General features: G+C 71.0%; 18 protein-coding genes and 1 tRNA gene. 8 read left to right on the forward strand and 11 right to left on the reverse strand.

The annotated features are described in order from the left end of the window. Positions 1 to 162 precede the first annotated feature (162 nt). The 3 genes from AC3DE3_RS08785 to AC3DE3_RS08795 all read left to right on the forward strand — a co-directional run bounded on the left by AC3DE3_RS08785 (position 163) and on the right by AC3DE3_RS08795 (position 3,744). Positions 163 to 966, forward strand: a complete 804-nt coding sequence (locus tag AC3DE3_RS08785) for an inositol monophosphatase family protein (protein WP_260486886.1) — start codon at positions 163 to 165, stop codon at positions 964 to 966. A gap of 116 nt (positions 967 to 1,082) precedes the next feature. Further along, positions 1,083 to 2,489, forward strand: a complete 1,407-nt coding sequence (locus AC3DE3_RS08790) for an acyl-CoA dehydrogenase family protein (RefSeq protein ID WP_260486887.1) — start codon at positions 1,083 to 1,085, stop codon at positions 2,487 to 2,489. A 49-nt stretch (positions 2,490 to 2,538) separates the two neighbouring features. Further along, positions 2,539 to 3,744 carry an acyl-CoA dehydrogenase family protein gene (locus tag AC3DE3_RS08795; RefSeq protein ID WP_260486888.1) on the forward strand — a complete coding sequence of 402 codons (1,206 nt, stop codon included), beginning with the start codon at positions 2,539 to 2,541 and terminating at the stop codon, positions 3,742 to 3,744. Positions 3,745 to 3,816: 72 nt separating this feature from the next. Here the strand turns inward: AC3DE3_RS08795 and AC3DE3_RS08800 are convergent, their stop codons facing one another. The 3 genes from AC3DE3_RS08800 to AC3DE3_RS08810 all read right to left on the reverse strand — a co-directional run bounded on the left by AC3DE3_RS08800 (position 3,817) and on the right by AC3DE3_RS08810 (position 5,620). Continuing rightward, entirely contained in the window at positions 3,817 to 3,996 is a 180-nt protein-coding gene (locus tag AC3DE3_RS08800; protein WP_488369724.1) for a hypothetical protein, read from the reverse strand. Positions 3,997 to 4,153: 157 nt separating this feature from the next. Next, positions 4,154 to 4,864 (reverse strand): S1 family peptidase, encoded by a 711-nt coding sequence (locus tag AC3DE3_RS08805; RefSeq protein WP_260486890.1) that lies wholly within the window; start codon positions 4,862 to 4,864, stop codon positions 4,154 to 4,156. A 141-nt stretch (positions 4,865 to 5,005) separates the two neighbouring features. Continuing rightward, positions 5,006 to 5,620, reverse strand: a complete 615-nt coding sequence (locus AC3DE3_RS08810) for a TetR/AcrR family transcriptional regulator (protein ID WP_488369726.1) — start codon at positions 5,618 to 5,620, stop codon at positions 5,006 to 5,008. Positions 5,621 to 5,764: 144 nt separating this feature from the next. On the opposite strand from AC3DE3_RS08810, the gene AC3DE3_RS08815 reads away from it, so the two are divergent. Then, a complete protein-coding gene (locus AC3DE3_RS08815; RefSeq protein ID WP_488369727.1) occupies positions 5,765 to 6,925 on the forward strand; it encodes an acyl-CoA dehydrogenase family protein in 1,161 nt (386 codons plus the stop codon). Here the strand turns inward: AC3DE3_RS08815 and AC3DE3_RS08820 are convergent. Beyond that, positions 6,894 to 8,063 (reverse strand): FAD-dependent oxidoreductase, encoded by a 1,170-nt coding sequence (locus AC3DE3_RS08820; protein ID WP_488369729.1) that lies wholly within the window; start codon positions 8,061 to 8,063, stop codon positions 6,894 to 6,896. The genes AC3DE3_RS08815 and AC3DE3_RS08820 overlap by 32 nt on opposite strands. A 74-nt stretch (positions 8,064 to 8,137) precedes the next feature. Beyond that, positions 8,138 to 8,854, reverse strand: a complete 717-nt coding sequence (locus AC3DE3_RS08825) for a winged helix-turn-helix transcriptional regulator (RefSeq protein WP_488369730.1) — start codon at positions 8,852 to 8,854, stop codon at positions 8,138 to 8,140. Positions 8,855 to 9,010: 156 nt separating this feature from the next. Here AC3DE3_RS08825 and AC3DE3_RS08830 point away from each other — a divergent pair, with 156 nt between their 5' ends. Next, the gene (locus AC3DE3_RS08830; protein WP_488369732.1) at positions 9,011 to 9,841 is read left to right on the forward strand and encodes a class I SAM-dependent methyltransferase; all 831 of its coding nucleotides are present in this window, start codon (positions 9,011 to 9,013) and stop codon (positions 9,839 to 9,841) included. A 22-nt stretch (positions 9,842 to 9,863) separates the two neighbouring features. Here the strand turns inward: AC3DE3_RS08830 and AC3DE3_RS08835 are convergent, their stop codons facing one another. The 5 genes from AC3DE3_RS08835 to AC3DE3_RS08855 form a co-directional block, all read right to left on the reverse strand. Next, positions 9,864 to 10,670 (reverse strand): enoyl-CoA hydratase/isomerase family protein, encoded by an 807-nt coding sequence (locus AC3DE3_RS08835; RefSeq protein ID WP_260486895.1) that lies wholly within the window; start codon positions 10,668 to 10,670, stop codon positions 9,864 to 9,866. 2 nt (positions 10,671 to 10,672) lie between these two features. After that, positions 10,673 to 12,127 (reverse strand): aldehyde dehydrogenase, encoded by a 1,455-nt coding sequence (locus AC3DE3_RS08840; protein WP_488369733.1) that lies wholly within the window; start codon positions 12,125 to 12,127, stop codon positions 10,673 to 10,675. 237 nt (positions 12,128 to 12,364) lie between these two features. Next, positions 12,365 to 12,441: transfer RNA gene (locus tag AC3DE3_RS08845), tRNA-Met, on the reverse strand. 113 nt (positions 12,442 to 12,554) lie between these two features. Continuing rightward, a complete protein-coding gene (locus AC3DE3_RS08850; protein ID WP_488369734.1) occupies positions 12,555 to 15,605 on the reverse strand; it encodes a UPF0182 family protein in 3,051 nt (1,016 codons plus the stop codon). 66 nt (positions 15,606 to 15,671) lie between these two features. Beyond that, positions 15,672 to 16,733, reverse strand: coding sequence for a YlbL family protein (locus AC3DE3_RS08855; RefSeq protein WP_260486898.1), 1,062 nt, complete (start codon positions 16,731 to 16,733; stop codon positions 15,672 to 15,674). A gap of 79 nt (positions 16,734 to 16,812) precedes the next feature. Between AC3DE3_RS08855 and AC3DE3_RS08860 the strand changes: the two genes are divergently transcribed. Continuing rightward, entirely contained in the window at positions 16,813 to 18,186 is a 1,374-nt protein-coding gene (locus AC3DE3_RS08860; protein ID WP_260486899.1) for a zinc-dependent metalloprotease, read from the forward strand. Between the two features lie 29 nt (positions 18,187 to 18,215). Here the strand turns inward: AC3DE3_RS08860 and AC3DE3_RS08865 are convergent, their stop codons facing one another. Continuing rightward, the gene (locus AC3DE3_RS08865; RefSeq protein ID WP_488369735.1) at positions 18,216 to 18,914 is read right to left on the reverse strand and encodes a M48 metallopeptidase family protein; all 699 of its coding nucleotides are present in this window, start codon (positions 18,912 to 18,914) and stop codon (positions 18,216 to 18,218) included. 123 nt (positions 18,915 to 19,037) lie between these two features. Between AC3DE3_RS08865 and AC3DE3_RS08870 the strand changes: the two genes are divergently transcribed. Both AC3DE3_RS08870 and AC3DE3_RS08875 read left to right on the forward strand, forming a co-directional pair. Continuing rightward, positions 19,038 to 20,144, forward strand: a complete 1,107-nt coding sequence (locus AC3DE3_RS08870) for a hypothetical protein (protein ID WP_488369736.1) — start codon at positions 19,038 to 19,040, stop codon at positions 20,142 to 20,144. An 8-nt stretch (positions 20,145 to 20,152) separates the two neighbouring features. Beyond that, positions 20,153 to 21,469 (forward strand): ABC1 kinase family protein, encoded by a 1,317-nt coding sequence (locus AC3DE3_RS08875; RefSeq protein WP_260486901.1) that lies wholly within the window; start codon positions 20,153 to 20,155, stop codon positions 21,467 to 21,469. Positions 21,470 to 21,491 lie beyond the last annotated feature (22 nt).

Consider the following 21,491-nt stretch of genomic DNA (forward strand, 5'->3'; position numbering starts at 1 on the left):
TCTACGCGGCCCGCCCGCCTCCCACCGTTCGCCCACCCGTCCCCCACACGTGGCCTGGCGCACCTCCGGCCGTCGCGCGCCGGGGTAGCGTCGGATGCCGCGGACCCGCCACCGCCCCGTGGTCAGCGGGCCGCGACGCCCACGTGGAGGAAGTGAACGTCCATGGACACCCGCCACCCTGGTCACCCGCTCGAGAAGCCCATCGCGGAGATGACCGACGTCGATCTCGCCGCCCGCCTCGTCGTCGACGCCGGGACCCTGGCCCGACGCCTACGCGAGGACGGCCTCGACGTCCGGCGCAAGACCTCGATCTCCGATGTCGTCACCGAGGCCGACGACGCCGCGGAGCGACACATCACCGCGCTCCTGGCCGCCCACCGCCCGGCCGACGGCATCCTGGGCGAGGAGGGCACCCTCGTCTCCGGCGATTCCGAGCGGCGATGGGTCGTGGACCCCGTCGACGGCACCTTCAACTTCATCTCCGGCTCCGACTACTGGTGCTCGGCGGTCGCGGTCACCGACGGCGACGATCACCTGCTCGGGGCGGTCCACCGACCCGTCACCGGGGAGACCTTCGTCGGCGGATCGGACGTGCCCACGCGCCGCAACGGGGTCCCCGTCGCCCGGTTGACCCCCGGGGACCTGGCGGCCGGCAGCCTCGCCACCTACCTCCACCCCCCCTTCTTCGACGACCCACATCTGGCCGAGCCCTTCCACCGGGTCAGTCGTGGCGCTGCGACCATCCGGATGCTCGGGTCCGGATCCGTGGACCTGGCGTCCGTCGCGTGTGGGATCCACACGGTCTGGTGCCAGCACTCCTGCCCCGAATGGGACTGGCTCCCCGGCCGCGCGCTCGTCGAGGGGGCGGGCGGGGTGTGCGCGACCGTCGAGGTGAACGGCTACGACTGGTTCGTGGCCGGCCGCCCCGGCGCGGTCGAGCAGGCGGTCGACCTCCTGCGCGGCTGACACGCGCCCGCCCGGTGACGAGAACATGTTCGGGAAAGGTCTGGCGCTCGGAACTTACTCCGAAGTAAGGTGGCGGGGACAGCACCGTCCACCGTCCGTCACGAGAACAGCTGGTGATGATGAGTAAGAACCCCACAGCCCCGTCCACGACCGGACGCGCGGAGACCTCGACACCGGGCAAGAACCCCGCGCGGATCGACGCCATCGGCGCGGCCATGCGCGCGCTGACCACCATTACCGGGTCGGAGTTCGCCGAGCGTTTCGGCCTACGCCAGAAGGTCGACCGGGTCACCTACGAGGCCACCAAGACCGGCTTCAAGACCCTCGGTGCCGCGACCAAGTCGTTCAAGAAGGTCTCCGGCGGCGGCGCACCCAAGCGACTGCCCGACGCCGACGCCGAGGCACGACCCGACCTGTTCGACCTCACGCTGGACGAGGACCAGCAGATGATCTCGCAGACCGTGCGCGAGTTCGCCGCCGAGGTCATCCGGCCGGCAGCGCACGACGCCGACGCCGCCGCCCAGGCACCCGCGTCGCTGCTCGCGCGCTCGGCCGAGATCGGCGCCACCATGCTCAACGTGCCCGAGGAGTTCGAGGGCATCGCCGCCGAGCGCGGCGTGGTCACCAACTCGCTGGTCGCCGAGGCCCTGGCCTACGGCGACATGGGCCTGGCCCTGCCCATCCTGGCCCCGTCCGGCGTGGCCACGACCCTGACGCAGTTCGGCTCGGACACCCAGCAGAAGTCGTACCTGCCGGCGTTCGCCTCCGAACAGGTCCCCGCCGCCGCCGTCGTGGTGGCCGAGCCGCGGCCGCTCTTCGACCCGTTCACCCTCGAGACCACCGCCACCCGCACCGCCGGCGGATTCACGCTGAGCGGCGTCAAGTCGATGGTGCCCACGGCCGGCAGCGCGGAACTCTTCGTCGTCGCCGCCTCGCTCGACGGCGCGCCGACCTTCTTCGTGGTGGAGTCGGACACCGACGGACTCGTGGTGGAGGCCGATCCGTCCATGGGTCTGCGCGCCGCCGGCCTCGGCCGACTCGTCCTCACCGACGTCTCCCTGCCCGCCGACGCGATCCTCGGCGGTCCCGACGCCTCGCCGGACGACCGGTCCTCGGCCTACGCCGACGTCATCCGCCTGTCGCGCCTGGGCTGGGCCTCCCTCGCCGTGGGCACCTCCCACGCCGTCCTGGACTACGTGACCCCGTACGTCAAGGAGCGTCACGCCTTCGGCGAGCCCATCGCCCACCGCCAGGCGGTCGCGTTCGCCGTGGCCGACATGGCCACCGAACTCGACGGCATGCGCCTGGTCACCTGGCGCGGCGCCGCCCGCGCCGAACAGGGCCTGTCCTTCGCCCGCGAGGCCGCCCTGGCCCGCAAGATCGCCGCGGACAAGGGCATGAGGATCGGCCTCGACGGTGTCCAGCTCCTCGGTGGCCACGGGTTCACCAAGGAACACCCGGTCGAGCGGTGGTACCGCGACCTGCGTGCCGTGGGAGTGGCGGAGGGCGTGGTGGTCCTGTGACCCACGCCCGCTCCGCCACCCTCCCGAACCGGACCAAGGACCTGAAGCGATGATCAACCTCGAACTCCCCAAGAAGCTGCAGGCGGGTGCGAACCAGGCCCGCCAGGTGGCCACGCAGATCTTCCGACCCGTCTCCCGTAAGTACGACCTCGCCGAGCACGAGTACCCCGTCGAGCTGGACACCCTCAAGGCCATGATGGAGGCCATGGAGGACGCCGGCCAGGCCGCCTCCGGCGCCACCATGGGATCCGGTGGCGCACCCCGGCGCGAGGGCGTGGCCAACGGCGGCAACATGAAGTCGTTGCTCAACATCATCGAGACCTGCTGGGGTGACGTCGGCCTCACGCTCTCGATCCCCCGCCAGGGGCTGGGCAACTCCGCGATCGCCGCCGTGGCGAACGACGAGCAGATGGAGAAGTTCGGCCGGGTGTGGGCCTCGATGGCCATCACCGAGCCCGACTTCGGATCCGACTCGGCGGCCGTCTCGGCCACCGCGCGGCTCGACGGTGACGAGTACGTCCTCAACGGCACCAAGATCTTCGTCACCTCCGGCGAGCGCGCGGACCACATCGTGGTGTGGGCGACCCTGGACAAGAGCAAGGGCCGCGCCGCGATCAAGTCCTTCGTCGTGCCGCGGGACCACCCCGGTGTGTCCGTGGACCGGCTCGAACACAAGCTGGGCATCCGTGCCTCCGACACCGCGCAGATCAGCTTCACCGACTGCCGCGTGCCGAAGGAGAACCTCCTGGGAGACCCGGAGATCCGCGTGGACAAGGGCTTCGCCGGTGCCATGCAGACCTTCGACAACACCCGCCCGCTGGTCGCCGGCATGGCCGTGGGCGTGGCGCGGGCCGCGCTAGAGGAGATCCGCACCCTCCTCGAGGAGGCCGGATTGGAGATCGACTACGACCGGCCCGCCACCAGCCAGCCCGCCGCCGTGGCCAAGTACCTCGAGCTCGAGGCCGACTGGGAGGCGTCCTACCTGCTCACACTGCGCGCGGCGTGGATGGCGGACAACAAGATGCCCAACACCAAGGAGGCATCGATGTGCAAGGCCAAGGCCGGGCGCACCGGTTCCGCCGTGACCCTGGGTGCGGTCGAGCTGGCGGGCAGCTACGGCTACTCCGAGCGCAGCTTCCTGGAGAAGTGGTCACGCGACTCCAAGATCCTCGACATCTTCGAGGGCACCCAGCAGATCCAGCAGCTGGTCATCGCGCGCCGGATCCTGGACCTGTCCAGCGCCGAGCTCAAGTGAGCTGACCGGAGCACCAGCCACAGCGCCCCCGCGGACACCCGTTCCGCGGGGGCGCTGCTCGTCGCACCCCGCTCATTCCAGACGACTGTTCGGCGTCCACGCCATGATGGTCCCGCACTGTCTGCAGATATGGACGCGGTGACCGTGGTCGAGGCTGCCGCTGCGGCCGGCGTCCCATCCGACGAGGACGCGGTCGGGGCCGAGTTCGTGCCCGTAGGGACAGTGGGTGGGCGCGTCCTCGGTCCAGAGCATGGAGCGGACGGTAGCGACGGGGTCGGACAGCTCCCGCCTCCACGGACACCCGCGTCGGCACATACTAGTGCCGACACGGGCGAGGGGCCCGGTACCGACTGTTCCGGTACCGGGCCCCTCGTCGGCCCCCTCGCCCGCGGGAGGCGCGGCTAGTCGATCAGGCCATCTGGAATCCGCGACCGGGCCAGTTGCGCGCGGTGGCGTCGGCGACGATCGCGTCGAAGGAGTACCCCAGCGCGGGGAGGAAGAACGGCGACTGCGCCGCGTGGATGCACGAGGGCAGGACGGGGCCGAGGCTGCCGGCGGATCCGGCGGCCGGCGGCATGTGCCCACCGGAGATCAGTCCGACCAGGCGGCCGTCCCGCGTGATGGGCCCGCCGGAGTCGCCGTAACCGGCGCACGCGTGGCTCCAGAACCGGTCACCCTCGCGCTGCCAGGTGATGCCGCAGGTGTGCCCGGTGGACAAGCCGTCCTTGCAGACGACGTCGCCGAACTCGGGCGCGGGCGCGCGGCCCACGACGCCCGCCTGCCGGACGGGGACGGCGACGCCCGGATCCAGTCGGATCACGGAGTAGTCGAGGATCTCGTTCCGGGTGGCGATGGTGCCGATGGCACCGGCTCTCGGATTGTCCCGGAGGTAGACCGGGGCGTTGATCCGGTCACTGCAGTGGGCGGCGGTGAACGCGACCGGCGCTCCCGCGGCGTCGTACCCCGCGGCGGTGATGGTGCATCCGGCCACTCCCCCGACCATGACGGGGGTCGCGCCTCCGACCGGCACGGCGGCCTGGGCGGCTGCGGGCACCATCAGTGTGGCGGCACCGGCCATCACGGCCGTCGCGGCGAGCTTCGCCAGACGGGTGAACCTCATGTACGTGTCCTTCCCATCCCGGGCGGAATGCCCGGGTATACGCCCTCGCAGCGTAGCGGCGATCAGCGACTCGCGCACTACGCCCGGGTTCGGTGAATCCTCACCGCCCCTGTGGCACTCGACCCGTCAGCCCGGATCCGGTCAGCGCCCCTCGACCGTGATGCGGATGGAGGGTCGCTCGTCCGGGTCGCCGCCGATCTGCGCCCAGACGGCGGCCACGACGGGTTCCAGGAACAATTCCCCCACCTGGCCCATGAGTGTGCGCACGACCTGGACCTTGTCCGAGACCCGCGTCGAGGCGTGGCCGCCGCGCCGTAGGCTGTCGACCTCCCTGGTGGTGAGCTCGACGATCGACTCGAGCAGCGGGGCGCCCCGGCCATCGGGTTCGAGGAGCGCCCGGTTGATGTACTTCACCAGCATCGGGTTGCGTTCGAGCATCTCCCGCACCGCGGCGTCGCGGGCCGCCACGACCTCGGCCGCCGATCCGGTGTGCTCGACGGTCGCCAGCGCCGCGACCACCTGCTCCACGACGAGTTCGTCGACGGCGCGCCGCAGGCCCTCCTTGGTCCCGAAGTGGTGCTGGATCAACCCGATCGTGACGCCGACCTCGGCGGCGACCCGCCGCATCGAGACCCGGTCCTCTCCGTGGTCGGAGTACAACTCCAGCGCCGCGTAGCGGATCCGCGCGCGGGCGGTGAGGTCACCGTCGGCGGACCGTGGGGCGCCGTCCACCGTCCCGGGTTCCGTTCCGCTCACTCGCCCCACCTCGTCTCGCCGCGACGCGCGACGCCCGAGGGCACCGCCGGAACGTCGACCATACACATGCATGCCACACTATGCAGCTGTATGGTGGGGTCGTCATGGCCGCCACCGGCCCTCACCTCATCGCTGGAGTCCCCCGTGCTAGAGACCGCCCCGTTCCGTTCCCCGTGGATGACCGACGATCTGGACGCGCTGCGCGCCCACACGCGCGCGTTCCTCGAGAAGGAGACCGCCCCGAACCTCGAGCGCTGGGCCGAACAGGGCGCCGTGGACCGCGAATTCTGGAACAAGGCCGGCGACGCGGGCCTGCTGTGCATCTCGATCCCGGAGGAGTACGGCGGCGGGGGTGGCACGTTCGCCCACGAGGCCGTGATCGCCGAGGAGCAGACCCGAGCCCTCGACGACGGCTGGGGCAATTCGGTGCACAGCACGATCGTGGCGCACTACATCCTCCAGTACGGCACGGAGGAGCAGAAGCAGCGCTGGCTGCCGAAGCTGGCAACCGGTGAAATGGTGGGTGCCATCGCGATGACCGAGCCGGGCGCCGGGTCGGATCTGCAGGCACTACGCACCTCGGCGGTGCGTGACGGTGACGACTTCGTGGTCAACGGCGCCAAGACCTTCATCTCCAACGGCATGCACTGCGACCTGCTCATCATCGTCGCCCGCACGGGCGGCGAGGGCGCGCAGGGCCTGTCCCTGCTGGTCGCGGAGACCACCGACCTGCCCGGCTTCGACCGCGGCCGCAAGCTCGACAAGATCGGCCTGAAGTACCAGGACACGATGGAGCTGTTCTTCGACGACATGCGCGTGCCCGCCGGGAACGCACTGGGTGGCGAGGAGGGCGTGGGCCAGGGGTTCATCCAGCTCATGCAGCAGCTGCCCCAGGAGCGCCTCATCATCGCGGTGACCGCGGTCGCCGCCGCCGAGACCGCCGTGCGGTTGGCGACGGACTACGCCAAGGAGCGCGAGGCGTTCGGCAAGCCCATCCTCAAGTTCCAGAACCTGCGTTTCGAGCTGGCCGAGTGCAAGACCGAGGCGCTCGCCTCGCGCACCCTGCTGGACCACTGCATCGGCCTGCATCTCAAGGGTGAACTGGACCCGTCGACGGCGTCTATGGCCAAGTACTACTGCACCGACAAGCAGTGCGAGATCATCGACCGCTGCCTGCAGGTCTTCGGCGGCTACGGCTTCATGACGGAGTACCCGATCGCCCGCATGTACGCCTCGGCCCGCGTGCAGAAGATCTACGGCGGCACCAACGAGATCATGAAGGAGCTGATCTCGCGGACCCTCTAGGGGGCGGTGCCGTCCCGAGCTCGGCGACGATCGCCCGGACGGCGTCACGGCCCGCCCGGTTGGCCCCCACGGTCGACTGGGACGGGCCGTAGCCGATGAGGAACAACCGCGGTTCGTCGATCGCCCGCCCCTCGGCCACCCGGATGCCGCCCTCCGGGGTACGCAACCCCAGGGGCGCGAGGTGGGCGATCGCGGGCCGGAACCCGGTCGCCCAGAGGATGACGTCCGCGGGTTCGAGTCGCCCGTCGGGCATCCGCACCCCGTCGGGCTCGATGCGGGTGAACATGGGGTGGCGGACCAGGACACCGCGCTCGTCGGCGCGCTCGATCCACGGTGCGCGGTACATACCGGTGACGCGGATGACGCTCTGCGGGGGCAGTCCCTGCGCGGTGCGTTCGGCGACCCGGTCGATCGCGGCGGAGAAGTTCTCCGGCGCCGGGTCCGTCTCCCACTCGATCTCCCGCCTGGTCACCCACAGTGTCCGGGCCACGCGCGAGATCTCCTCGAGCAGCTGCGTGGCGGAGATCCCCGCGCCCACGATCACCACGCGCTGCCCGGCGAACTCCTCGGCGGCGACGTAGTCGTGGACGTGGAGCTGCCGCCCGCGGAACGTCTCCTGGCCGGGGTAGTACGGCCAGAACGGCCGGGTCCAGGTGCCGGTGGCGTTGATGACGTAGCGCGCCGCCCAGCCCTCAGGGCGGGTGTCACCGCCTGGATCGGTGACGACGACGAGGTGGTCGGACCCCGGCCCGTCCAGCCCCGGCGTGGGTCTGCGGACCGAGCGCACGCGGACCGGCCGCCGGACATCGAGTCCGAACCGGTCCTCGTAGTCGGCGAAGTAGGGCGGCAGGACGTCCCGACTCGGGGCGGCACTGTCCACTACGGGGACGGGGTGGCCCGGGAGTTCGAAGATGCCGTTGACCGTGCTCATGGTGAGCGATTCCCACCGGTGTCGCCATGCTCCGCCGGGGGCGTCCTCGGCGTCGAACATGACGAAGGTGTGCTCCCCCGCCTCAGCACGGTCGACCGGCGCGAAGCCCCGCCGCCGGAGGTGGTGGCCGGCCGACAGTCCGGCCTGGCCGGCACCGATCACCACCACGTCGACCCGGCGTGCCGGGAGCTGCTGCGCGGGTGTCACCACACCATGATCGGGTACTCCCACGAACCGGTGACCACCGGCCGGTGTCTGTGAGCGGTATCTGTGGGCGGTGACTACGGGCGTCCACGGTCGGCGACCGCGGATGCGGCGACCGTCTGACCGGGGCGCGGCACGGACGCGAGTGTCATCGCGCCGATCCAGCCGGGGACCCGGGTGGTGACATCACCCGACCCGCTGAGCACCACCGCCGACGTCCGGATCGCGTCCCCCCACGACCGGTCCCCTCTCCAGATCTCCACCATGGTGCGCAGGCTCGACTCGACCGTGGCGTCGATCCCGTGCCCCGGATCCGCATCGCACACGTCGACGTCGTCGCCGTTCACGACGAGCCACCAACGGGCGGTGGCCGCAGGGACGTCCGCCAGGATGAAGAGGAGCACGGTGCGGCCCCGGGGCCAGCGGTCCACCCGGACAGTGCGGCGGATGTCCCAGAAGAGCAGGTGCGGGTCGAGGTCGCGATCGCCGAGTTCACCCACCCAGCGCATCCCCCACGCCCCGAGCGCCTCCACGACCGGGCGCAGTTCCTCACCGCGTTCGGTGAGCCGATAGCTGCTGCGACCGGCGCACTCGTCTCGGCGGACCACACCCGCGTGTTCGAGCGTCTGCAGCCGCTTGGACAGCAGCGCCGGCGACATCCTGGGATTCCCGCGGCGCAGCTCGTTGAAGTGGGTGCTGCCCGACAGCAGCTCGCGGACGACGAGCAGGGTCCACCGCTCGTCCAGCAGCTCCATCGCCTTGGCGACGGGGCAGAACTGTCCGTATCCGGTCATGACGACTCCTCGGCGTCCCACTCTAGACCCCCGATCGCGCCGGATACCGGTACAGATCGTGAACCGTGCCCGCTTCAGATCCGGGACTGGAGCCCACCGCCACCGCGGCGCAGGATCGAACTGTCCCACTCCCGCACATCCATCCGGAGGCTTCCCATGACACCCACGACCGTGCCCGCCACCGCCGACTCCCGACTCAAGGCCATGCACCGGCAGATGTGGGCGTCGGGTGACTACACCCGGGTCGCCGACGTCGTGATCCCGACCCTGGGTCGGCACCTGGTGGAGGCCTCAGGCATCGGCCCTGGCGACCGGGTGATCGACATCGGCGCAGGAGCCGGCAACGCCTCTCTCCCGGCCGCCCGTGCCGGCGCGGTGGTCGTCGCCACCGATCTCACCCCGGAGCTGCTGGACTCCGGGCGGGCCCGGGCGGAGGCAGAGGGTCTCGACCTCACCTGGCAGGTCGCCGACGCCGAGGCGCTCCCGTTCGGTGACGGGGAGTTCGACGTCGCCATCTCCACCGTCGGCGTCATGTTCGCACCCCACCATCAGATCGCCGCCGACGAGTTGCTGCGGGTGGTCCGGCCCGGCGGCCGCATAGCCATGGCGAACTGGACTCCGGCGGGCTTCATCGGTCGGATGTTCGCCATGATGAAGCCCTACGCGCCCCCGCCCCCGCCCGGCGCACAGCCCCCGCCTCTGTGGGGCGATGCCGACCACGTCGCCGGACTGTTCGGGGAACGGGTCCGCGACGTCTCCGCGGCCACGGTCCCGCTGGCCGTCGACTGCTTCGACAGCGGAGAGGACTTCCGGGACTTCTTCAAGGCCCACTACGGCCCGACGATCGCGATCTACAGGGCGATCGCCGACGACCCCGACGCGGTCGCGGCCCTGGACTCGGCGCTGGCCGGACTCGGCCGGTCCCAGGACACCGGGGACGGCCGGATGGACTGGGAGTACCTGCTCTGGACGGGGACGCGACTCTGATCCGCCCCCGGGGCGGTCGCCGTCAGGACCCGTCGGGCAGCGAGGTGAAGTCCGGCTTCCGCCCCTGGGCGAACGCGGCCAGAGCCTCCGAGTTGGCCGGCCCGCCCATGAGCTCGGCGAAGGCCCGGTTCTCCCGCTCGCGGGCCTGCGCTATCTGACGCGCCAGGGGCTCGGTCATCGTCTGCTTGACCGCCCGCAGACTCGAGATCGGGAGCCGCGCCAACCGTGCCGCGTGGTCGCCCGCCACCTGCTGCAGGTCGGCGGGAGCGCACAGCCGCCAGACGAGGCCCATCTCGTGGGCCTCGCGGGCGGTGATCCACTCCGAGGACAGCAGGGCCCACGCTGCGTTCTGCCGACCCACGAGCCTGGGCAGCAGGTAACTGGAGGCCGCCTCGGGCGCCACACCCAGGCTGGTGAACGGGCACTTGAGGCGGGCGTCGTCGGCCATGAACACCAGGTCCGCGAACCCGATGATCGTCATACCGATCCCCAGCCCGAGACCGTTGATCGCGAGGACCAGGGGTTTGTCGAACCCCGCGAGCGCGTCCACGAGACCCAGGAACCCGTGTTCACCGGGGACGAAGTCGGGGTTGGTGATCCGCTCGCCCATCTCCAGCAGATCGGTGCCGGCGCTGAACGCCCGCCCCTCGCCGGTGAGCAGCACCACCGCGACCGTCGGGTCGGCCGCGGCGTCGTGCAGTGCCTCGGTGACCGCGTCGTACAGCGCCTCGTTGAAGGCGTTGAGGGCATCGGGGCGTGCCAGCGTCAGGGTCCGGACACGGTCGGCGTCGGCGACGGACAGTCCCGGAGTCTTCTGGGCTCCCGCCACGATCAGCTCTGCTCCAGGTAGACGGACTTGAGTTCGGTGTACTGGGCCAGCCCCTCGGGACCGAACTCACGGCCCACCCCGGAGGCCTTGAAGCCGCCGAACGGCGCGGCGAAATCCATCGTGTAGGTGTTCACTCCATAGGTGCCGGTCCGGACCCGCCGTGCCACGCCCAGTCCCGCCTCACGGTCGGCCGTCCACACGGTGCCCGCCAGTCCGTACTCGGAGTCGTTGGCGATGCGCACCGCATCGTCGACGCCGTCGTAGGCGATCACGGAGATGACGGGTCCGAAGATCTCCTCCTGCGCGATGCGCATCGAATTGTCCACCCCGGCGAAAACGGTGGGCCGCACATACCAGCCCGTGTCCAGCCCGTCGGGGCGGTCGGATCCCCCGGCCAGCAACGTCGCACCCTCCTGCTGCCCGATCTCGATGTAGGAGTTCACCCGCTCCTGCTGGCGGCGGGCGACCATCGGCCCGATCTCCGTGGCCGGGTCGAGCGGGTCCCCCACCACCATGGATCCGATGCCGTCGGCCAATGCCTGTGCGACCTCGTCGTGGCGGCCACGGCTGACCAGGACGCGGGTCTGTGCGACACATGCCTGGCCGGAGTTCATCACGCCCACGAACTTCAGTCCCTCGACCACGGTCGTGAGGTCCGCGTCGTCGAGCACGATGGCCGCGGACTTGCCGCCGAGCTCCAGGGAGCAGCGCTTGAGCTGCTCGCCGCAGATCGCGCCGATCTTCCGTCCCGCCGCGGTCGATCCGGTGAACGCCACCTTGTCGATCGCGGGGTGGCGCACCAGGTGCTCCCCCACCTCGCGGCCGCCGGCGACGATGCTGACGACGCCCTCGGGCACGCCCGCCTCGATGAGCAGTTCGCCCAGCAGGTAGGTGTCCAGCGGCGTCTCCGGCGCGGGCTTGATCACGATCGTGCACCCCGTCAGCAGCGCGGGGATCAGCTTGGACAGCACCGTGAACTGCGGGACGTTCCACGGCGGGATCGCCGCGACGACGCCGACGGGCTCATGGCGTACGAGCACGTCCCCGCCGAGGACGCCGGGTCGGGTCTCCTCCCACGGGAACTCTCGCGCGATGGTGAGGAAGGCCTCGATCTGCATCCACGGCGCGGGCGCCTGCGCGAGCTTGCTGAACGAGATCGGAGAACCCATCTCCGTGGAGATGATCGTCGCCATGTCGTCGAGCCGCGCCGCGTACAGCGCGGACAGCCGGGCGACGACGTCGATCCGCTCGTCAGGGCTCATGCGGGGCCACGGCCCGTGGTCGAAGGCCTCGCGCGCGGCGGCCACCGCCGCGTCCATGTCCGCCACCGAGCCCTCGGGAACCCGGGCGACGACCTCCTCGGTGTGCGGGCTGATCACCTCGATAACGTCATCGGTGGCGGGCGAACGCCACTGGGTACCGATCAGCAGGGCGTCGCGGTCGAGAGAGGTGGTCATGGGGCGATCTCCTCGGGAGATGGTGGACGAAGGCGCGCGGACGGCTGCCTAGACAGTTGTCCACTCTAGGTCGCCCCACGTCTCCCCACCCGGAAAACGCCGTAACCGAGACGACGGGACGCGGACTCCGGACCCGCTCGAGGGTGTCGAATCGCAGCCCGGGGCGGACCCGTGGACACACTCCACCCCGAAATGACCTCAGGCCCGGCTCCCCTGAGGGGAACCGGGCCTGGTGCGTGGTAGCGGGGACAGGATTTGAACCTGCGACCTCTGGGTTATGAGCCCAGCGAGCTACCGAGCTGCTCCACCCCGCGTCGTTTGCGTCTATGACACTACGTGCCACTCGCCGGGCAATGCAAATCGGCGGACGCGAAACGACCGGAAGATGGCCTAACTCACACCCCTGGCCACATCGTCGCAGGTCACATCAATTTCCCAGCCCTTGATAGGCGTCGACGGCGTTCTGCAGGTCCTCTAGAGCCCGACCCAGATCCGAGAGGTCTCCCCCACTCTGGGCGGAGCGGACCGCGTTCAGGGCCGAGTTGAGTTCGCGCACGGCGGCCGCCCGCTCGGAGTCGCCGGCGCCTCCACCGGTGGCCGGCGCCGACGGCCGCGCCGCGGTGCCCTGCGCGGGCCGGGAGGTGCTCTCCTCGGCCTCCGCCTCGGCCTCCCCGCTCTCGTCGATTCGCACCACGTCCGGGTCCGCCTCGATACCCACCTGCCGCAACGCCTCGTACAGCGTGGGCGCGTAGCCCACGGCACGGTCGTACGAGACCATCACACGCAGCAACCTCGGAAACGCCGAGTCCTGGTCCTTGCGCTGCGTGTAGATCGGCTCGACGTAGAGGACGGAGTCGTCCGCCAACGGCAGCGCCAGAAGGTTGCCTTCGGTGATCTCGGCGGTCTCGCCCCACAGGCGCCGGTCCTCGGCGATCGCCGGGGAGGCGATCATGATGTCCTGAGCCTGGTTGGGGCCCTGGGAGAGCGGCTCGGTGGGCCGCTGGACACGCACCGTGATCTGCCCGTAGGTCTCGGGGTCCGAGCTGGCCGTCATGTGTGCGGCCAGGAACTCGCGCTCATAGCCGCGGAAGGCCGAGATGAGCTGGAACGACGGCTTGTCGGCATCCGGGTTCGTCGGGTCGGAGGCCACCACGTAGTACGGCGGCTGGGCCGGCCCGTCACGGTCGACGGTCTGGGCACCCGCAGGGCCCCCGGCCGGCCCGCCCGCGGGACCGCCGACGGGCGGGGTCTGCGGGTTCTGGATCGACGAGGTCACCGTGGGATCGGACGGCACCGACCAGAACGCGTCATTGGTGAAGAACTGACCCGGGTCGTCGACCTGGTATTTCGCCAACAGCTCGCGCTGCACCTTGAACAGGTCCTCCGGGTAGCGCAGGTGCTCCTCCAGCTCCTCGGAGATCGCGTCGCGGGGCTGCACGATGCCCGGCAGCGCCTTCATCCACGTCTGCAGCACCGGGTCCGACTCGTCGAACGCGTACAGGTCCACGGTGCCGTCGTACGCGTCGACGGTCGCCTTGACCGAGTTCCGGATATACGAGACCTCCTCGTCCGGCAGGACCCGCCCGCTCGCGTCGTTGAGCGAGTCCGAGGTCATGGCCTCCAGCGAGCTGAGCTCCGCGTACGGGTAGGTCTTGAGCGTCGTGTACCCGTCGACGATCCACTTGATACGGCCGTCGATCACCGCCGGGTACGTGTTGGTGTCCGTGGTCAGCCACGGAGCCACCTTCTGCACGCGGTCCCGCGGATCGCGATCGTAGACGATCTTGGAGTCGTCGCCGATGATGCTGGACAGCAGGATGTTGCGCTCGGCGAACTTGAGCGCGTACGCGACCCGGTTGACCCAACCACCGACCGGCACGCCGCCCTCGCCCGTGTAGGTGTACTGCTCGGTGTCGGTGTCGTATTCGCGGGGGCCGTCGCCGTTGTCCCCCACGATCGCGTAATCGGGGTCCGACTGGGCGATGAGCGGACCGAAGTAGGTCCGCGGCTGGGTCACCGGGATCATCATCTCCTGACCGCTGGAGATGGCCTCCAGGTCCGAGACCTGGAAGTTGGGCAGCCCGCCGCGGTCCGAGCCCGCGTCGTCGGCGATCTCGTTGACCCGGTTGGCCGGTGCCGCGACGAACCCGTTGCCGTGTGTGTACACCGTGTGCCGGTTGATCCAGTCCCGCTGGTTGGCCTGGAGGGACTCGGGGTTGAGTTCACGAGCGGCCACGAGGAAGTCCCGCATCTCGCCGTCGATCGTGTACCGGTCGATCCCCAGCGTCTCGGGGAAACCGTAGAAGTTGCGCAGCTGGTGCAGCTGGGTGAACGTCGGCGCCAGGACGTTCGGGTCGAGCACGCGGACGTTGGACAGTGTCGTCAGGTCCGTGGCCGCCTCCCGGGGGTTCGGATCAACGGCCCCCCAGTTGTCGATGTAGGTGACCCGCTCCTCGCCGATGTCGTACGCGGCGCGGGTCGCCGCGATGTTGCGGGCGATGTACTCCCGTTCCTTCTCGGCACGGTTGGGCTTCACCGAGAACTGTTCGACGGCCAGCGGCCACGCCGACCCCACCACGAGCGCCGAGAAGAGCAGCAGGACGGTCGCCAGTGCCGGGATCCGCAGGTCCCGGATGACGATCGCGGAGAAGAACGCGACAGCGCACACCAGCGCCACCGCGAACATGAAGATCTTGGCCGGCATCAGGGCGTTGACGTCGGTGTAGCTGGCGCCCGTGAACGTGCTGTTCTCGCTGAACAGCAGCTCGTAGCGGTCGAGCCAGTAGGCCGCCGCCTTGGCCAGCACGAACAACCCGGCCAGGGACACCAGCTGGATCCGCGCGGCGCGGGTGAGCGCGCCCTCGCGCGCGCCGGGTCGCAGCCCACCGAAGAGGTAGTGGGTGAACAGGTTCGCCAGGAAGGCCAGGACGACGGCCACCATCAGCCAGGTGACTAGCGCGCGCCACATCGGGAGCTCGAAGGCGTAGAACGAGATGTCGAGGCCGAACTGGGGATCGGTCTCACCGAACGGCGTCGAGTTGAAGAACGCCAGCACCGTCTGCCACCCGGTCTGGGCGATCGACCCGGCCAGGATGGCCAGGACCACCGGGATCCAGATGACGGTCTTGCCGGGCGAGTCCCCCATGGCCGCCCGATAGCGGGACAGTGCGTCCGGCACCCCCGGCTGCGCAAGGAACACCGGGCGGTACCGGAAGGCCAGCAGGATGCCGACGCCCACCGCGAGGCCGACCAGCAGCGCCACCACCACGAACAGACCGAGCCGCGTCAGCAGCTCGGTCCGGAACACGCTGGTGGCGTCGACACTGCCGAACCACAGCCAGTCCGTGTAGGCGGTGTTCAGCCTGGGAAGGACCTGGATGAGGAGGATGAGGACGACGACGGCGACTGCGACGGCGCGACCGCGACGGGAGATCGCGATCGGCCGACCGGGGGAATTGCCGGGTGGGCGGACGGACACCTGGAATGCTCCTGCACTGCTGGGGCGGACATGCTCGTGGGTCCCACCTTACGGAAAACCCGCGCCTCAGCCGCAGGTCGGTGGCTGCCCCCCGGAAGCGGCCGTCTCCAGCGCCTCCAGTGCGCCCCCCAACGTCTCCACCTCGATCAGCCGGATGCCCTCCGGCGGGCTCTGCACAGCCTCCGCACAGTTGGCGGACGGGACCAGGAACTCGCTCACCCCGGCCTCGTGAGCCGCTCGGATCTTGTGCCGGATCCCGCCGATCGGCCCCACCGTGCCGTCGGGCCGGATCGTGCCGGACCCCGCGATCCGCGACCCCCCGGTGGCCTCACCGGGCGACAGCTTGTCGACGATCGCGATGGCCAGCACCAGGCCGGCCGACGGACCGCCGACCGCCGGGTCCACCGTGATGTCGACGTCGGTACCGTCCGCCGGCGTGTCTCCGACCAGGATGCCCAGTCGGCCCTGCTCGGGATCGCCGTCCGGTCCCGCGGACCGCAGCGTCGCCGTCGTCGTCCCCTCACGCCCGTCACGGGTGTACCCGATGCGGACCTCGTCGCCCGCGCGGCGCGCGCCGACCCGCTCCACGACGGACGTCGCGTCGTCGACGGGCTCCCCGTCGACGGAGGTCAACACGTCACCGGGCCGCAACCGTCCGTCGGCGGCCCCGTCCGGCTCCACCCCCTCGACGCGAGGTTGCATGGGGATCCCGAGGAAGCGGTACGCGGCAGCCTCGGCGGAGTTCTCCGAGCCGACCATCTCGGCGGCGTTGGACTCGCGCACCTCGTCCCGTGACCGGTCCGGCGGGAACACCTGGTCCCGCGGTACCACCACCTGCGCCGGATCAACCCAGAACCGCATCGCGTCGAGCAGGGTCAGTCGGTCACGCACCGCGACCGTCGTCATGAACAGGGATCCGACGGTGTCGTCCGCCTCACGGCCCACCACGTCGACCACGGGGACCCGTTCCGTGTCACCGTCCTCCGTCTCCACTTCAGCCGTCCCGAACGTGTCGTAGGTGGGGCCCGGCCCCATCGACACCAGGGGGACGGTGGCCGACGTCGCCAGGACGAGCAGCAGCACCGCCGGGACCAGCGCGGCGAGAACGGTGAACAGGCGACGACTCACGGGGGCAAGGGTAGACCGCACCGGCCGCCGGCCGCGTCGCGGCCGGACCCCGCACCCCTGCACGCTGTACCGTTGTGGCATGAACCAGCCCTTCGGTTTCTCCGCTTCCGACGACGACGGGCGCGACGACGACCGCGACCGCGGCCAGGGCGGTCCCGGCGGTCCCGGCGGCTTCGATCCCTCGCAGTTCGGCAACTTCGGCCAGATGCTCTCCCAGTTCGGGCAGATGCTCGGCTCCATGGGTTCGGCCATGTCCGGGCCCGGTAGTTCGGGCCCCGTGAACTACCAACTGGCGCGGACGGTCGCCCTCCAGTCGCTCGGCCGCACGCCCGTGATCACCGACTCCTCGCGCACCGCCGCGCAGGAATCGGTCCGACTGGCCGAGCTGTGGCTCGACGAGACCACCCTGTTCCCCTCCGGAGTGCACCGCACCGAGGTGTGGACGCCGCAACAATGGGTCGAGCACTCCCTGCCCACCTGGGAGAAGATCTGCACCCCCGTCGCCGAGCAGATGAACTCGGCCACGAAGGGCGCCATGCCCGAGGAGGCCCGTCAGCTCGCCGGCCCGCTGCTCGGCATGCTCGACCAGATGGGCGGCATGGGCTTCGGCATGCAGCTCGGACAGGGACTCGGCAAGCTCGCGCCGGCGGTCCTGTTCTCCTCCGAGGTCGGGATCCCGTTCGGCGACGACGGGGTGGCAGCACTCAGCCCGGCCGCGATCGACGCGTTCGCCGACGAGTTGGAACTGCCCCGCCAGGAGGTCGTCGTCTTCCTTGCCGCTCGCGAGGCCGCGCACCTGCGACTGTTCTCCGGCGCGCCCTGGCTGCGCGCCCGGTTCCTGGCCACCGTCGAGGAGTACGCGCGGGGCATCCGCGTGGACACATCCGGGCTCGACGACCTCGCCTCCGGCCTGGACCCGTCGATCCTGCAGGACCCGGCCAAGCTCCAGGAGTTGCTCTCCGGCGGTGCCGGGGCCATCGGTCCCAAGGTGACCAACGTCAACGAGGCCGCCCTCGGCCGACTCGAGACGCTGCTGGCGCTGGTCGAGGGCTGGGTCGACGCCGTCGTCGCCGCCGCGGTCGCCGACCGGCTGCCCAGCGCCGACAAGCTGCGGGAGATGTGGCTGCGGCGCCGGGCGACCGGTGGCGCCGCCGAGCAGGCCTTCGCCTCCCTCGTGGGGCTCGAACTGCGTCCGCGGAAGGCACGCGAGGCCTCCGAACTGTGGCGCCGGGTCGGCGAGGCCGTGGGCACCGAACGCCGCGACGGCCTGTGGAGCCACCCCGACCTGCTGCCGGTCGGCGAGGACCTCGAGAACCCCGCCGCCGTCATCGACCGTCTCCTCGACGAGACGACCGGGGACTCCAGTGGCGTCGACGAGATCGAGCGGTTCCTCCGCGAGTCCGGCGGTGGGACCGACGGTTCCGGCCCCGAGGGGCCGGGCGACCGGGCCTGATCGGCGGACCCGGTGACGGGCGGGCCCGCCTAGATCGGGCCGGACTCGTCGTCGTCGTCGCCCTCGACGAGGTCACCCACGCCCTCGTCGCCACCGGTCGGCCCTCCCCCGTCGTCGGCGACGTCCGGTCCGGACCCGCCACGGAGGACCCGCGAATACGCTTCCAGGTATCCCATCGCCCGCTCGGTGCGCGGATACCGACGGACGACCTCCCAGAACCCGGGCGGATGCCCGCCGGGGACGATGAGGTGGACCAGCTCGTGCACCACGACGTAGTCGAGCACATAGGCCGGCACGTCCCGCAGGGTCTCGCTGATCCGGATCTCCCCGGAGTCCGGAGAACAGGACGCCCAGCGGGTGGTCATCGGCGGTACCCACCGCACCGACGCCGGCCGCGCGCGGCCCTCCAGCCACCTCGCCGACAGGTCCGTGGCACGCCGCATCAGGTCCCCGTCGGAGGCCCTGGGGCCTCTGCGGCGGCCGGTCCGTGCCAACCGGGCGAGCATGTCGGTGATCAACCGCCGCTCCTCGGCCCGGCGAAGCCCCGCCGGCATGAGCACCACGACGGTCTCGCCCTCCACCCGCGCTGACACCGTCCTCTTCCGACGCGCGGAGCGGCGGATCTCGATCCTCGGGTCATCAGGGTCGGTGGGCAGCGCCGACACCGCACCCGGACCCGCCGACGTCGGGCCGGGGGTCCTGTCGGCGGAGCGCGGGGCGGGTGACACGCGGACAACGGTAGACCACCACGACCCCAGGGGTTTTCCACAGGCATCCCGGGCACGGGCGCCTGTGGATAACCGCGACCGCGTGGGGGCCGGACACGACCGGCGCGTGCCACGATGTGCCCCGTGACCACCGTGACCGCTCCCGCTGACGATCCGGCTCGCGCCGCGGCCGGTACCGGAACAGCTGCGCCCGTCTCCCGTCGCGCCGTCTCCCGCGACAGCGACCCCCGAGACACCGCCTCCCCCGTTGTCGCCGCACCGGCCGAGGCGACGTCGGTCGGTGCGGCGTCGGCCGAGGCGACGTCGGCCCGGGTCCGGGCCACGCTGCGTCCCGGGACCGTCGTGGTCGCCCGGGACCGCCACTGCGTGCAGGTGGGTCTGGCACCGGACCGTGCGGTGGTGGTCGACGCCCCCGCCACCGTCGGCGCCCGTCGCCTCGCGGCACTGCTCGCCGGCCTCGAGGGCGGTGCCCACCTCGACGAGGTGGCCACTCGCGTAGGGATCGGCACGTCCGGGCTGGCCGCCGTCGCCCGGATCCTCGTCAATCTGGCCGACCTCGGTCACCTGCGACTCGACCCCCCGGGCGCGGGTCGCAACGCGGGCCCGGGCACGGCGGCGGAGGACCCCCTGCTGCGCCTCGCACCGGTGCGACGGGTGCACCTCCTGGGTGTCGGCCAGATATCGGAGGTGCTCCGGGGCCCTCTGGCGGTCAACGGCTGTCGGGTGACGACCGGCCCCAGCCCGGGGCTGACCCTGGATGCCGACAAACCGCCCTGGTACCGGCGCGGCATGGTTCCTGACCTGGTCATCCTCACCGGGACGGTCTCGGTCGACCCTGTGGTCACCTCCGCTCTCACCCGATCCGGTCAGGCGCACATGCACGTGTACAGCCGCGACGGCCGGGTGGTGGTCGGCCCGACCGTGGTGCCGGGGGCCAGCCCGTGCCTGCGCTGCACCGACCTGTACCGCGCCCGACGGGACCCGAGGTGGCCGTTCGTCGCGGCCCAGCTCATCGGGCACAGCCCCGAGGCCGCGGTGCCCGCCCTCACCGCCGCTGCCGCGCTCGTGCTGGCGGAGGTCGCCGCCACCCGGGACCCCTGGGCCGAGCTCCAGACCGTCGGCGCCACCGTGGAGATCAACCCGGCCGAGGGCCTCTGGCGCCGGCTCGAGTGGCAGGCCGACGAGGGCTGCGACTGTGGCGCCGCGCCGCATGCCCGTCCTCTGTCATGATTGGAGGCGTGTCCGACCTACCCCGTACCTCGTCCCGCCGCGCCGCGCGCCTCGCGGGACTCCCACTGGGCATCGCCGGTCGCGCCGCCGGGTCGCTCGGTCGTCGCGCTCTGGGGCGGGGGGACGGGGACCTGAGCGAAGAGCTGGCCGATCAGGCCGCCGAGCAGGTCTTCGCCGTCCTCGGCGAACTCAAGGGCGGCGCCATGAAGGTGGGTCAGGCCCTCAGCGTGTTCGAGGCCGGGATGCCCGACAAGTACGCCGAGCCGTTCCGCGAGGCCCTGACCAAACTCCAGGCCGAGGCACCGCCCCTGCCCGCCGCCGAGGTGGAGAAGGTCCTCGACACCCAGCTCGGTCTGCGCTGGCGGGAACGGTTCGCCGAATTCGACGGCCAGGCCACCGCCGCCGCCTCCATCGGCCAGGTCCACCGCGCGACCTGGTCCGACGGTCGCGAGGTCGCGGTCAAGATCCAGTACCCCGGTGCCGACGAGGCCCTCCGCTCGGACCTGCGCCAGCTGCGGCGACTGGCTCCCCTGCTGCGCCCGCTGAACCCGGGCACGGACATCAAGGGGATCATCGACGAGCTGTACGACAGCACGGTGAGCGAACTCGACTACCGCACGGAGGCCGACACCCAGCGGGTGTTCGCCGCCGCATACCGCGACGACCGCCTGTTCCGGGTGCCCTCCGTCCTCGCCTCATCGCCGAAGGTCCTGGTCACCGAATGGGCAGACGGGCGGGCCCTCAGCCGGATCTCCCGGGACGGCACCACCGAGGAGCGCAACCGGGCCGGTGAGCTCCTCACCGAGTTCCAGTTCAGCTCCCCCGTCCGCGCCCGACTGATGCACGGCGACCCCCATCCCGGGAATTTCCTGCTGGCCGACGACGGCCGCCTGGTGATTCTGGACTTCGGGGCGTCGATCCCCCTGCCCGAGGGTGTGCCCGAGGTGCTGAGTTCGATGATGCGGCTCGCACTGGCGGACGAGCCGGAGAAGCTCGTCGAACTGATGACCGCTGCCGGTTACGTCGGCCGGAACGGCCTCGACCCCGCCGACGCGATGGCGTTCCTCAACCCGTTCATCGAGCCGATGCGTGAGCCCGTCTTCCACTTCAGCCGCGCGTGGATGCAGCGCATCATGTCCGTCTACGGCGACGTGTCGGGGCGGGAGTTCCGCACCTCCCGCTCGTTCACCCTGCCCCGCGAGTACGTCCTGATCCACCGGGTGCTGTCGGCTTCTGTGGGCATGCTCTGCCAGCTCGAGGCATCCGCCCCATATCGCGATATCGTTCAGCGCTGGATGCCGGAGATCTTCGCCGACGAGGACTGATCCGGCCCGGGTGGCCGACCCC

This window comes from Dietzia sp. IBK-p2-16D (assembly GCF_057773085.1).